Source organism: Paenibacillus sp. IHBB 10380, assembly GCF_000949425.1.
Classification (GTDB): domain Bacteria; phylum Bacillota; class Bacilli; order Paenibacillales; family Paenibacillaceae; genus Paenibacillus_AQ.
Genome location: NZ_CP010976.1, coordinates 2,077,369 through 2,089,783, shown reverse-complemented (window position 1 = coordinate 2,089,783; position 12,415 = coordinate 2,077,369). Strand labels below are relative to the sequence as shown.

The window sequence follows — 12,415 nt, the reverse complement described above, 5'->3', positions numbered from 1 at the left end:
CATTAGTAAAGCGTATCAGGTTGTAAAAATAACAAATGAAAGAAGTGTAGTAAACATGAAAATTAATCAGGATTGGAGATACACGATAACCATCATCAAAAAAGCAATGGAAAGGAGAGTGATAGAATAGAAAAGGAGAGTAAAATATGCAAAGCAAAAATGCAACAACCATTGATTATGATATCATTTTGAAACTCTGGGAAGAATCTGTAACAGCTACTCACGGTTTTTTAAGTATCAAGGATAAGCAGGAAATCAAGAAAGAAATCCCCTTATATTTTCCTAATCTTGATATAAGACTTTGGTACGTTGAGAATTCTTTCATTGGATTTTCGGCTACAAATAAAAATCACTTGGAAATGCTGTTTTTAGATCCCGTAGAAACCGGAAAAGGATACGGAAAACAAATTATACAATCCTTAATCGAACATTTTGGCGTAACGACCGTAGATGTTAATAAACAAAATGAGAATGCGAAAATGTTCTACTTGAAAAGTGGTTTTTCGATCGTAAATGAGGAACCGACAGATAACGCAGGCCGTCCTTACCCGATATTGCATATGAAATTATCCGAAAAGCAGAAGTGAATATTCTGCTTTTTTGGGAAAAAAAAGAGATTTATGGCCATCAAGATAATGGACGTTAATCGCAAGATGAAAATTATCTCCGTGATCCTGACCAGTCCTTGGATTGAAACAAGAACGGTTTATTGCCCCTGGAATGGTTCAAGATGTGGAAATGTTAAATAACAGATAATATATAGGAGTTATAAAAAATTATGAGCATAAGTAATAAATCCTCGAATCATTCTCCCTGGATCTTTTTCATGTTGGTTTTCATTCTCGCAGTTCCGTTCTGGTTGATCGGAATGGTAGCTGAACAATTTCTGCATAAAGAAATACCCATAAACCTTCCCATCAGTGCGCTTATGTTTGTTTGCCCGATGATCGCGGCTTTGATCCTTGTTTATAGGAATAATGGATCAGATGGCATCAAACGACTATTAAAGGAGTCTTTTAATAAAAGGATCAAGAGCAAGATATTTGAAAATACTGGCCTTATTCTTGGTATTTTTAATCGCAGGAATATGTGAGGAGATAGGTTGGCAAGGATACGCCTATGACGCCGAAGCTGCGAGGCGGACCTGTTCCATACTCATTGGAATACTGAAGATTCATATTTTGTGTCATTTATCAAATAATGTCTATTGACACAAAGTTGACCACATTACGCAAGGCAATGTCTTATGACACAATTACCTATATGTTCTTAATACAAAAGATGGTTAATCGACCAACATGGTTATACATTGTTAGCCGATGTCGGTCGATAAGAACATTAACGCTTAAGAAGTCGCCATATCGGCGGCTTAGAAATTAATGGGGGGGGACTATCCCACTTTACTGAGAAGGCCCAAAATCAAGTCTAAGAGCACAAAGGGGAGATTCGATTCTTCTGCCGCTTACCAAGGGCGCTTGAAATAACGAGGTGGGTCACTTTCAAGTCTGCACTAGTGGGTCAAATTAATTCCGGCATTGACACAGTAATAGCAACTGACATATTAAAGATCCTTTGCATCTTTCCATGACTTTAGCATAATTTTCTCATAAGCAACTCGATCGGCCCTCTCGTCATCCATTTTCTCCACATATGCGAAAAGATAATGGCCATTATAAAATATAAGCTTCCGTATGCCATTGCAAAAATAAGGCTGCCATTTTCCAAATAGCCTGTTATATGAAGCAGCCCCAATCCGAACACTACATGTCCAATATAATGAGATAACGATAACTGCCCGGTACTGATCAGTGCTTGCGTAAGAACGGACTGTTCAAATTTATCGACGACATAAAGACAAATCGCGATTACGGCCATAGCCGAACAAATTCCTGAGAGCACATACAGCATTGTCGGTGGCATCGGTTTCGTTCCAAACAAATAATGTGCCGCTTCATTCCCCAGTACAGGGGAAGCCCATTTAATCAAGAAGAAGGAAAGGGATTCAAAAAAAACTGTTCCTGACAATGAATATATCAACAACTTCGAACGATGCTCCTTGCTCAGCCAGCCCTTTCTGCCAATCCACATGCCGATGAGGAAGAAGCTCAGCCAAGGAAAGATCGGATGGAATCCGTTAAATAACAGATTACGTATGAACCCTTCTATTGTCCAAAAACCCGTATATTCTTTAAAACTCAAGTTCCACCCTTGGGTGTAATCGAATATGACTAAAAATAACTGTGATGCTACCAGGATAAACGCGAACAATCCGAGTATTTTGTTGTTGGATACGGTTATCAATACCGCGGCCACAAGCATGAATACCGCATAGTAGTGCAAAATGTCTGCGCTCCAGTCCATTAACAATAAAAGAACGCCGGCAATAAACAGGAAAATTGCTCTCTTGTATAAGCTGTTCCGGTTTTGTCGAATAAGCTTCCCGTTCATTGAGCTTCGGGCTTTCGAGGTCATTAGGGTTACTCCGATGCCGGCCAGTACGACAAACAATGCAGATGCTCTCCCCTCAAACAGACCTGCTATCGATTGTAGCCATCCCGGTCCGCTATTCTCTGCCTGCATTGCAAGCTTATAGTTCACGATAATCATTCCAAAGATCGCCAATGCTCTCGCAAAATCAAGGGCGGTTATCCTCGCTTTCGATTGACTCATTCCACTTCATCCCCTCTTAGTGTTTTGTGACGTGACGATTGAACCATTCGTTTTACTAGCCAGGCAACAGCTCCAAGCAGTATCAAGATGATTACGATGCTCCAAGAATAACTCTCAATGGTGTGCAACAATTTTTCCCATTGTGAGCCAAACATGTTTCCCAACCCGATGAAGCTAATACACCAGAACAAGGCGCCGCTATAAGCATAGACTGCAAAGGTTCGAAACGAAGAACCCAAGATACCTGTTAAATAACCGGTTATATGACGAACACCGGGAATAAAATAGCCGATGAATACAAGAAAATTACCGCGCCTGTTAAACCATTTTTTCGTCTTATAGAATTTGCCTGGTGTAATGAACACCCATTTGCCAAAACGCTGAATAAAAGGCATTCCCACTTTCAGACCGATAACATATGTTACAGTCATTCCTAATGTCGTTCCGGTAAACGCTAAGAAAAGTGCCGTCCATCCGTTTAACACACCCAGATAAGACAGATACCCCACATACAGCATTGTTATTTCCCCTGGAAAGGGAAGAGCAATGAACTCCAGCAGTAATCCTATGAACAGGAGTGCATATCCATATTGCTCAAATAGCGCTTCAATATTCATCGATATCACATCCTTTAATTCCTTTTTCGAATAGGAAAAACAATAAGCAAGCTCAAAAGCAATATTAATAAAGTCGTTAGTATGATTGAATATTTTGCTATAAATAATGCATACAGAGTTAAAAGACTTCCGCCTGCAGCAACTGACATTCTTTTATTCACTTTACTAGGGAACCTCGTATTTTTATGTGCTAGTTGGATTGCACAGGCGCTGACAAATATACCGATACAAACCCAAACCAAAAATGAATTGGGAGTTAGGACAGTTTTATATAACATAATCCCGGGAACTGTTCCAAATGTAATTAATTGACTTAGAGAATGGATACTTTGCGAGAAGGCTTCTTCCTGGCTAGGCTTCGGTTTTAACGTATGTAATACAACGCCTAAGCCAAAGCTAAATAAAGACCATTCACGATGCCCCTGATAAACTGCCAGAATCGAACAGATGCCTGCGAATAAGATAATTAAAGAGAACGTGACAGAAATTCGCATTTCTTCAACCAACCCTCTACAAATTTTTATTAGTTCTGTCTAAGATAAAAGATGTTTATCATGTGCAGAGAGGCTCCGCTTCCTGATGTTCCCTGCAGCAGATCAAGGTATTATGTAATGGATTCCCTTGCTTTACTTTTCCACACTACTGACATTACAAAAGTGGCAAACAGTACTACTGCTGCAAAAATATATGGTAAATTAATATTCACATCAAACAAAATACCGCCTATTGCCGGTCCCATAATAATTCCAAGACTTGTATACATGGAATTCATCCCAGCGACAAATCCTTGCTCTTTCCCTGCCAATTTGGAAAGAAGTGTTGTCACTGCAGGACGAAGTAAATCACAGGCGAAAAATACAATGCTGGAAACGGCCATAATGCTCCAATAACGACTGACAAACACAGAAGCAACAATGAAAATAGCAGCAACGATAATCGTGGCATGAATAATCTTCTTCTCGCCGAACTTATTTACCAGCTTATCAAAGAATAACAATTGAGCTACAACACCCGAGATGGAGCCTACTGTAATTATGATAGCTATATCTTTGGCAGTAAAACCGAATTTCGAATCTACAAAAAGGCTGAACATCAATTCATAGGCAGATAGTCCAAAAGATAATACGAAGACAATGATCAGGGGCATCAAATATAAAGGATGAAAAGATTTCTTAATCTCTGAGAAGAAGTTTGTTTTTGATCTTAAATTTCTGTTTTTTATAAGTTGTTCTTTAGATAAAGGCTCTTGCAAAACAAGGAGTGAAATGAAAGCAGCGACCAGGGCAAAGCCTGCTGCGAAAAAGAATGGGGCGCGTATGCCCAATTCGGCTACAAACCCGCCAACGCCAGGACCAATGATGAACCCTAAACTAATCGCAGCAGCTTGATATCCCATGACTTTAGCTCTCTCTTCTAATGAAGTGCTATCCGCGATAAAAGCAGTTACTGCTGGCATAATGAGGGCATCGCCAATCCCTCCTAAAATTCTGGAAAGAAACAGTACCCATACTTGATTGCCAATGGCAAATAACAGCTCCGAGAAAGAAAAAAGGAATAGACCGAATACAATCATTTTCTTTCTGCCAATCGTATCTACCCAGATCCCGGCAATAGGAGAGACGAGAAGCATGGCAAATGCAAAGGCAGAAATCATGTATCCCATCACTTGGCCGCTTAAATGCATTTCTTTTGCAAGGGATGGCATGATTGGGGCAGCAAGGCCTACCCCTACAAAGGCAATGAATAAGCTAATTAAGATGACAACTAATGATTTTTTTTCTTTAGTAAATATACGCATACGCTTTCCCCACCCAACTTTGTATCTTTTTCTTTTTCATTAAATAGCCTCCTATAAAATTTACTGATCATTTTAAATTCAAGACCATATAATCCCATTTCGATTCATTGAACAAAAGATGCCGCACTAAGCTATTCTTTTGTAAATGAGTCTGGAATGACAGGAGCTCGTATAGTTGCTCGGCACGTGGGTTACTACCTACGACGTGCAAGCTCAGCACATTTAGGTGTGGCTCAGTTTGCGCAAAATGCTGCGCCCACTGAAATAATAGCTTTCCAATCCCCTTGCTTCGATGGTCTTGATGGACAACAATGTCTGCAATATAACACTCTCCAGCCTGTGGTTTATGATCTAATAAAGATAACCCGATCAGCATTTTTAACAGGTTCCATTTCCCCAACTTATTGAAGCTCTTCCACGAAGGAAGCTCTTGCTTTTGCTTCACGTCAGATTCGGGCTTCCATTTGATAGATATCGTTCCGATAACCTCTCCATCTTGCAGGGCGACCATTCTTTGACTTGCCGGTTCGGTGGGATAATGTTCAAACAGCTTTTCGAAAAAAAGAGCGAGATCGTCATCATTGATGCTCGTCAACTTTTGAAATTTTCCGCGAAACCCGTGAACAAGCAAGCGGCCGACCTGTGGATTATACTTGGCCTGCATAGGTTGAATTGTTATCGGTACTGCAGTCATGATGGTTCCCCCTTTCGGATTTTGTTGCCGATTCGATCAAGAATTGCAACTCGTAATACAACTCGTTCTTGCTAAATAACGATAAATAGGATCTTTCAATAAGGATTAGGGGTCCAGCTATGGTATAAGATTGCGCAGTCGCATAGTCGTACAACTGTTCAATCATTTGTTTGAGCTCATCATCTTCATGAATTAGGCTCTGCATGGAAAGGTAATTGCCTCCAGGTAAAGAAAAATGGCCAGGCCCTTGAGTTTCTAGGCATAAGGTAATTGTGCTCGAACCATCATATATATAATGAATGTCCGATTCGAACAAGTTCGGAACGCGCTTCGTTTGTTCAGCCAAAAGTTTGGCATTAAGTTTAGTGTGTGAATCCACTTCAATCCAACTTGCAAAGTAGGTGGTGTCTCGCCGCTTTATGTGATACTGGTTGGACTGCGAATTAAAGTTCTGCTGTTCATGCAAAATTTTTTTGATGAAATGCTGAAGCTCTTTGAGCCGCAGCAACTCAGCATCGACTTCCCGCAAGGAATGATGAAGAAGCTGTCGATATTGATCCGCAGAATAGGAGGTCATACAATCATTTATGGACTGAACAGACACTCCCAGCTTGCGAAGCAATAGAATATGTGCAAGCTGGTATACTTGCTCAATGCCGTACATTCTATACTGATTGTTATCTGTATAAGCGGGCCCAAGAACTCCTTTCTCTTCAAAATAACGAATTTGATGAACAGACACATTCATAAGATTGGCTAATTCACTAATCGTAATTTCACTCTTCATAAAATTCACTCCTAAAGCTTGGAATACCTCAACGATACACTTTAGGTCAGACCTAAGGTCAAGTGTTTGTATTAAAATTATTTGTTAATACTAGATCATCTAAATTCACGATATACAGGTGGATTAGTTGATTATATGGAATTGGCTGAAAGGGGATGGAGTAGTTCATACAACTGTTGAAGACTTGGTAAAATGGGGGGGGATTTAACTACAGGTACCGTTGGTGGAAAAGACTTTGTTAAAAGAATGAGCGAGAAAACAAAAAAACATTACTTTATAGTGGGAGGCAAAGAAATGAATATCATAGTAGTAGAATATGATCCAAATTGGAACAATGAATATCTAAAAGAAGAACATGCAATAAAGGAGATTCTTCAAGATGAATTAGTGAACTGTTTTCATGTTGGGAGTACTTCTGTTCCAAATTTAAAAGCAAAACCGATCATTGACATTCTGCTTGTAGTTAACGACATCAATGAATTAGATACTTACTCTGTACAATTTGAAGATCTTGGATATGAGGTTATGGGTGAATTTGGAATCAAAGGGAGGAGATACTTCCGTAAGGGTGGAGACAATCGCACTCATCAAATTCATGCATTCCAGTATGATAATATTCAAGAAATCGAAAGGCACCTATCGTTCAGAGATTATCTTCGCCAAAGTCCAGAAATATGTAAGGAATACGGAGAATTAAAAAGTAAGCTTGCAGACCAATATCCAACTGACATTGATGGCTATGGTGACGGTAAAGATGATTTTGTCAAAAAAATAGAAAAAGAAGCTCTCAAATGGCATTGGACTACTCTCTGAAATCAAACATCATTATTGGGCGCTTTAAATGAATAAAAGGAGGACATATATAGTCATAATATGTGTTCTCCTTTATTCGTGCCAGGTAGGCGGCCTTTAAAGAATGCTATTCGCTTCGAAGTGCAACAACTGGATCTTTCTTTGCAGCCATTCTTGATGGAATAAATCCAGCAATTAAGGTGAGTATCATACTTCCGGCAACCAGCACCGCTGCATGAAGTGGGTTAAGACTTGCAACTCCAGAAATTCCTGCCAGATTAGATATAATGGTATTGATCGGTATTTGAAGCAGATATGAAAGACCTACCCCAATCATTCCTGCCGTGAATCCTATAATCAGCGTTTCCGCATTAAATATCCTTGAAATGTCTTTTTTACGTGCACCCACACTGCGAAGGATGCCGATTTCTTTGGTGCGCTCAATTACCGAAACATACGTTATAATACCGATCATAATTGTGGAGACCAAGAGAGAAATAGCAGCAAATCCGCTTAAAACATAAGTTACGGTATCAAGTAGTGTTCCTGTTATGGAAGAAATCATTTCCGCCATATCAGAATAAATCAGTTGATCATCGTTTGATTTACCATCATTGTATTTATCAAGGTATTCTTTTATCTTGTCTTTGCTTTCGTAATCCTTTGGATGAATATTGATACCCGTTGGAGTGGAATCAGCTCCAAGCATTAACAATGCATTATCCTTCGCCTTATTGTCTAAAGGAGTGCCAAGCAAAACATCCTTATCTGAACCTTTTTGGGCGGTTGCAATTTCGCTCTTTTGCGCATCTTCAACTACAGCTGCGGTGAGTGCCGTGGTATATGCAATACCCGGTGACAAATAGTTGCTTGACACATCTTTTTTGGAACGCAGAATGCCGGTAATCGTGAGTTTTGTTCCAGTATCACTGTCATACAGCTTTTCATAATCTGCAGGCGCAGCCGCAGTGTATAAATCTCCATTCCTAGTATAGTAATCATCATTCGGTATTACTTTTAAAATTGTTTTGCCAATAAAATCAGTCAGCTTATAATTTTCGGTATCCTCAGAAATAGCAAGTTTTTCAAAAAATGCTTTGTCAATGCGGTTATATTTATCAATAACTAAAACGACTTCGTTTTTTCCTGTAGGCATCCTGCTTCCTTCACCAATTAAATCATATTGAGATAAAATAAAGTCATTATTTTCAGGAAGTTCCTGTAAGTAGGTGCTATTGCTACCCATCATCATTCCCATACCGCTTGGAGCTGAAGTTGTTTCAAACTTTACGGCTGCGTCTTGTCCTTGACATTATCATAACGGAATCAGAGCGTTTAGCTGCACTTTCCACCAATGTTCTTACTCTGTCAAAATACGAGAACCTTGAAATTGTTGCGGATAAAGCCCCGTTCAGGCTGGATGAACAAATTAGAAAGTCTATCGTTTTAATGGAGCCCAAATGGTCTGCAAAAGAGATTACCGTAAATGTGGACTTAGATAAGGTGATTTATAGCGGAAATGAAGATTTGACACAGCAGATATGGCTTAACCTTTTAGATAACGCCATTAAATTTTCCTATAAAGGTGGCTTTATAAATATTACCCTTGCATATGAAAATGACAAGATTCGGTTTGTTATACAAGATGACGGACCTGGCATGGACGATCAGACTAAAGCTCATATTTTCGATAAATTTTATCAGGGTGATACTTCTCATTCCAAAACAGGATACGGACTTGGACTTCCACTTGTAAAACGCATAGTGGAACTTTGCGGCGGTGACGTTGGCGTTCAAAGTCAATCGGGTAAAGGCAGCATATTTACCGTTGTATTGCCTTTATAAAAGAGATGGAATAAAGTGAATCACAAGAATGCTGAAGTGACCAACCTGATCGATAAATAATCCGTAGTTCTCTAAACAACCACTGATGACATGGAAAGTCGTCAATGGTTGTTTTTTCTTTCATATATATCTTCTTTTCTAGAAAAGGATTATTGCAGTATAAATTCTTCTAAATACTGAACATATAGTACTAGAATTCCTTTATTTCATTACTGTTTGAAAAAATAGAACTATTCAAAGAATTTACAATCAAATTAAAGGTGTCAGACCTTGTCCACTGGGGAAAATGGGCGGTGTCTTTTATACTGAAATAGACTTTAGGAGATGTAATACTTCGATAAAAATCAAAAACTATTTCGGAGGAAGCATGATAATCATACTCACCTTCGATAAAAGCTATTGGAACCTGAAAATTTTTATAAGCAGAAAAATCAATTTCTGATACTTCGTGCCATAGCTTAACTATGGACTGCTCAGAACCTTTTAGTCGTTTTATACAATCTATTAATGAATAGTTTTTGGAAAAAATAAAATAGCGATATAATGATAAATACGTACTTTTTCCATAAAGAGAAACACCTTGCTTGATTAGTTGACTCATAAAAAACATTAAATCAGAATACCAATTATTTTGATTAAACTTTGTGTTTAGAGAAGAAATTCTGTTTTTAAGACGATGATTATCAATATGACTTACCATGTATTCTTTACTTTTTTTAAACATTTTTTGCGAACAAATAACTTGTCCAACTCCAATATAAAAATGTATCAATTCTGGATACGAAATAATGAATTTCATTCCAATAATGCTTCCCCATGAATGTCCCATTAAGCATATTTTCTCTTTTTTGAATTCAACAAGGAGTTTTTCAATTAAGACCTTCAAGTCAAGAACAAAATCATTAATAGTAATATGTTCATCTTCTCTAAACCTATAGTATGATTTTCCAGCACCCCTTTGCTCCCAAATGATTAAAGTATAGTTTTCGGATAAATTTGAATTAAAATGCTCAACAAGAGGTAGTGCCGCATCACCAGGTCCGCCATGTAAATATATTAAAATAGGATTATCCCAATTAGTACTTACTACTTGAACATATTGGTTAACACCATTTATGGGATACCATTTGCTGTAATTATACATTTTATCTCCCTACTTTCGTTGACACAGATGTGTCATATAAGTAGAGTCTATATATGAACTAATTGATTTGCAATCAATGGAAACACATTGGTAGAAAGTGTGTCAGGAGAGAAAATGGGAAAAAAAGAAGATATAATTAATGGTCTATTTTCTGTGATGGAAAAATATGACTTTTCACTAATCACTGTTACCCAAATCACGCAGGAAGCTAGCGTAGGAAGAAAAACCTTTTATAGATATTTTAAAAATAAAGAAGAAGTGCTTAAAGAATCTATAAATTTGTTATTCTTAGAGTATTCCTCCTTTCAAGAAAATTATTTTTCTTCTAAATATGAAGTGCTAATTCATAATCATTTTTTATTTTGGAGTAATCATTTAACATTTCTTAAACTTATGTATAACAACGAACTAATGATATATATTTTTAAGCAATATCAAAGGTATGTTCCTAAGCTTAATAAAGATTATTTAACTGACAAAGAATTTAATCATATCACTGCAATTTATGCAAATGCATTTACTACTGGCATATTTTGGTCATTGCTTTACACATGGATAGAGAATGGAGCAAAAGAATCTCCCGCTGAATTAGCAAGTATATGTATACAGGTTTTACAAAATAGAGTATAAGAAAATTAGAGCATTGAATGATGAAAAACCTCTGTTATGCTACCTATATCGTTTTTGACACAAGAAACTATAGCAGACAACAACGATTCTTTTTTCATGCTTATACTTAAAACAAGCGAATGACTTAGAAATATAAACAAACCGAGATAAATTAAAAACGCTCTCGGTTTGTTTGCTTTTCAAGTAGATTGATAAAGTACAATGGTTTTTAGTTTTTTATCTTTCAGTTCCTGTCCTTTTCCAGTACCAAGTCAAACTGTGATACCTGTATAGCCTTTGTCTGTTGGAGGAGATAAAATGTTACAGGTTTCCACCCGGACGGTTGGACCAAGAGCGGATATCCCGCCATTATGAAGGTGCGTTACTTCAACAATTACATGGCTAATGGCTCTGGCGATGCGATGGTTCTTTCCAACGCTCTTGAGGGCGAAGCTCGATACAACTATATTACGGGTTTTGGAAAAACGTATTTAACTGACGCGAAGCCGAACCGGGAAGGTCCAAACATCACCGATGGGGTTGGCAAATATATCAGTGTGGCTAATTATGCCGCTCTGTGGTTCATGGGCGTCAAGGATTCCGTGATGGAGTTTAACGAAGTGGTGGATAACCCGTACAATTGCGCCGATGGCGAAGCATTTGACATTGATAGTTTCAATGACGGGGCAGTATATCAATATAACTATAGCCGAAACAATTATGGCGGCTTCATGTTGTTCATGCCGGGATCGAAGAACAGCATTGTACGTTACAACATTAGTATTGACGATGGCAGTCCCCAAGAAGGATCTGCGGCATACTCGCATTTGTTTTATTATGCGGTTGGCGGCAGCTCGGGCAGCGTAGATTATCCAATTATTCACAACAATATATTCAAACTTGGCGCAAACACGACGCGAATATTCGGTACAAGCAGCACAGGTCCGATCTGGAGTCACTTTTATAACAATATTTTGTATGGCAAGGATACGATTAGTGTCTTCGACATAGGTTCAAAGAGCGCCATGACGCATGGCAGCTTCGATTACAATATCATTTATCCGCAAACTCTGATCGATCGAAGCAAATTTGCTTCAGGCGTTTATGGATCGCATAACATTTATGCAGACCCGACAACTATACTGGCAAGTATAGAACAGTCTCTGGATATTGACGTCATTCCTAAAGACGTCATTCCAACCAACGGAACTATTGTTAAGAACGGGGATAAGAATACAGTTCTGTTCAACTCGAGAAATACTGGGATCGGCAAAGCGATTGCCCGCTCAGAATTTGATGTGTCTAAGCTAGCAGGCTTCAAGCTCAAGTCAGCAGACCAAAATATTGCGGTAGGCGCTGGATTTCGAGCAGATTAAACGCTTGAAGGACGGCGGGACCTAAGCAAAATTTTCCCTTTAACACGCGACTTCTTTGGAAACGCCATTCGGCCAGATGATGT

At 38.4% G+C, this 12,415-nt stretch carries 13 protein-coding genes and 1 pseudogene; 6 read left to right on the top strand and 8 right to left on the bottom strand.

All coding sequences use genetic code 11. From position 1 onward, the window contains the following. Nucleotides 1-146 precede the first annotated feature (146 nt). Nucleotides 147-587, top strand: coding sequence for a GNAT family N-acetyltransferase (locus UB51_RS09020; protein WP_044877017.1), 441 nt, complete (start codon nt 147-149; stop codon nt 585-587). A 1,003-nt stretch (nt 588-1,590) separates the two neighbouring features. Here UB51_RS09020 and UB51_RS09010 read toward each other — a convergent pair. The 6 genes from UB51_RS09010 to UB51_RS08985 form a co-directional block, all read right to left on the bottom strand. Continuing rightward, complete coding sequence (locus UB51_RS09010) at nt 1,591-2,670, bottom strand: DUF418 domain-containing protein (protein ID WP_044877015.1); 1,080 nt, start codon at nt 2,668-2,670, stop codon at nt 1,591-1,593. After that, complete coding sequence (locus UB51_RS09005; protein WP_044877014.1) at nt 2,667-3,287, bottom strand: DedA family protein; 621 nt, start codon at nt 3,285-3,287, stop codon at nt 2,667-2,669. The genes UB51_RS09010 and UB51_RS09005 overlap by 4 nt, the downstream gene beginning before the upstream one ends. 14 nt (nt 3,288-3,301) lie before the next feature. After that, nucleotides 3,302-3,793 carry a CDP-alcohol phosphatidyltransferase family protein gene (locus tag UB51_RS09000; RefSeq protein ID WP_144406986.1) on the bottom strand — a complete coding sequence of 164 codons (492 nt, stop codon included), beginning with the start codon at nt 3,791-3,793 and terminating at the stop codon, nt 3,302-3,304. A 98-nt stretch (nt 3,794-3,891) separates the two neighbouring features. Continuing rightward, on the bottom strand, nt 3,892-5,085 hold the full coding sequence (locus tag UB51_RS08995; RefSeq protein WP_044877012.1) for an MFS transporter: 1,194 nt from the start codon (nt 5,083-5,085) through the stop codon (nt 3,892-3,894). A gap of 67 nt (nt 5,086-5,152) precedes the next feature. Next, nucleotides 5,153-5,779: a GNAT family N-acetyltransferase gene (locus UB51_RS08990; protein WP_044877011.1), complete on the bottom strand. Its 627-nt coding sequence runs from the start codon at nt 5,777-5,779 to the stop codon at nt 5,153-5,155. Then, a complete protein-coding gene (locus UB51_RS08985; protein WP_044877010.1) occupies nt 5,733-6,566 on the bottom strand; it encodes a helix-turn-helix domain-containing protein in 834 nt (277 codons plus the stop codon). The genes UB51_RS08990 and UB51_RS08985 overlap by 47 nt, the downstream gene beginning before the upstream one ends. 151 nt (nt 6,567-6,717) lie before the next feature. Between UB51_RS08985 and UB51_RS29420 the strand changes: the two are divergent. Both UB51_RS29420 and UB51_RS08980 read left to right on the top strand, forming a co-directional pair. Further along, nucleotides 6,718-6,821 (top strand): annotated as a pseudogene (locus UB51_RS29420) (serine hydrolase domain-containing protein); the annotation flags it as partial. 39 nt (nt 6,822-6,860) lie between these two features. Further along, entirely contained in the window at nt 6,861-7,379 is a 519-nt protein-coding gene (locus tag UB51_RS08980; protein WP_044879998.1) for a GrpB family protein, read from the top strand. Nucleotides 7,380-7,485: 106 nt separating this feature from the next. Here the strand turns inward: UB51_RS08980 and UB51_RS08975 are convergent, their stop codons facing one another. After that, nucleotides 7,486-8,610 carry an ABC transporter permease gene (locus UB51_RS08975; RefSeq protein ID WP_234405588.1) on the bottom strand — a complete coding sequence of 375 codons (1,125 nt, stop codon included), beginning with the start codon at nt 8,608-8,610 and terminating at the stop codon, nt 7,486-7,488. A 23-nt stretch (nt 8,611-8,633) separates the two neighbouring features. Here UB51_RS08975 and UB51_RS08970 point away from each other — a divergent pair, with 23 nt between their 5' ends. Further along, nucleotides 8,634-9,203, top strand: coding sequence for a sensor histidine kinase (locus UB51_RS08970; RefSeq protein ID WP_234405587.1), 570 nt, complete (start codon nt 8,634-8,636; stop codon nt 9,201-9,203). Between the two features lie 190 nt (nt 9,204-9,393). On the opposite strand, the gene UB51_RS08965 is transcribed toward UB51_RS08970, so the two are convergent. Further along, the gene (locus UB51_RS08965) at nt 9,394-10,347 is read right to left on the bottom strand and encodes an alpha/beta hydrolase (RefSeq protein ID WP_044877009.1); all 954 of its coding nucleotides are present in this window, start codon (nt 10,345-10,347) and stop codon (nt 9,394-9,396) included. Nucleotides 10,348-10,461: 114 nt separating this feature from the next. Between UB51_RS08965 and UB51_RS08960 the strand changes: the two genes are divergently transcribed. Then, nucleotides 10,462-10,977 (top strand): TetR/AcrR family transcriptional regulator, encoded by a 516-nt coding sequence (locus tag UB51_RS08960; protein WP_044877008.1) that lies wholly within the window; start codon nt 10,462-10,464, stop codon nt 10,975-10,977. A gap of 350 nt (nt 10,978-11,327) precedes the next feature. After that, nucleotides 11,328-12,332 carry a hypothetical protein gene (locus tag UB51_RS08955; protein WP_144406985.1) on the top strand — a complete coding sequence of 335 codons (1,005 nt, stop codon included), beginning with the start codon at nt 11,328-11,330 and terminating at the stop codon, nt 12,330-12,332. Nucleotides 12,333-12,415 lie beyond the last annotated feature (83 nt).

Bases quoted from the DNA above. Each gene is read 5' to 3' on its own strand.
- UB51_RS09020 (WP_044877017.1), top strand. From the start codon at position 147: ATGCAAAGCAAAAATGCAACAACCATTGATTATGATATCATTTTGAAA.
- UB51_RS09010 (WP_044877015.1), bottom strand. From the start codon at position 2,670: ATGAGTCAATCGAAAGCGAGGATAACCGCCCTTGATTTTGCGAGAGCA.
- UB51_RS09005 (WP_044877014.1), bottom strand. From the start codon at position 3,287: ATGAATATTGAAGCGCTATTTGAGCAATATGGATATGCACTCCTGTTC.
- UB51_RS08995 (WP_044877012.1), bottom strand. From the start codon at position 5,085: ATGCGTATATTTACTAAAGAAAAAAAATCATTAGTTGTCATCTTAATT.
- UB51_RS08990 (WP_044877011.1), bottom strand. From the start codon at position 5,779: ATGACTGCAGTACCGATAACAATTCAACCTATGCAGGCCAAGTATAAT.
- UB51_RS08985 (WP_044877010.1), bottom strand. From the start codon at position 6,566: ATGAAGAGTGAAATTACGATTAGTGAATTAGCCAATCTTATGAATGTG.
- UB51_RS08980 (WP_044879998.1), top strand. From the start codon at position 6,861: ATGAATATCATAGTAGTAGAATATGATCCAAATTGGAACAATGAATAT.
- UB51_RS08975 (WP_234405588.1), bottom strand. From the start codon at position 8,610: ATGATGATGGGTAGCAATAGCACCTACTTACAGGAACTTCCTGAAAAT.
- UB51_RS08965 (WP_044877009.1), bottom strand. From the start codon at position 10,347: ATGTATAATTACAGCAAATGGTATCCCATAAATGGTGTTAACCAATAT.
- UB51_RS08960 (WP_044877008.1), top strand. From the start codon at position 10,462: ATGGGAAAAAAAGAAGATATAATTAATGGTCTATTTTCTGTGATGGAA.
- UB51_RS08955 (WP_144406985.1), top strand. From the start codon at position 11,328: ATGAAGGTGCGTTACTTCAACAATTACATGGCTAATGGCTCTGGCGAT.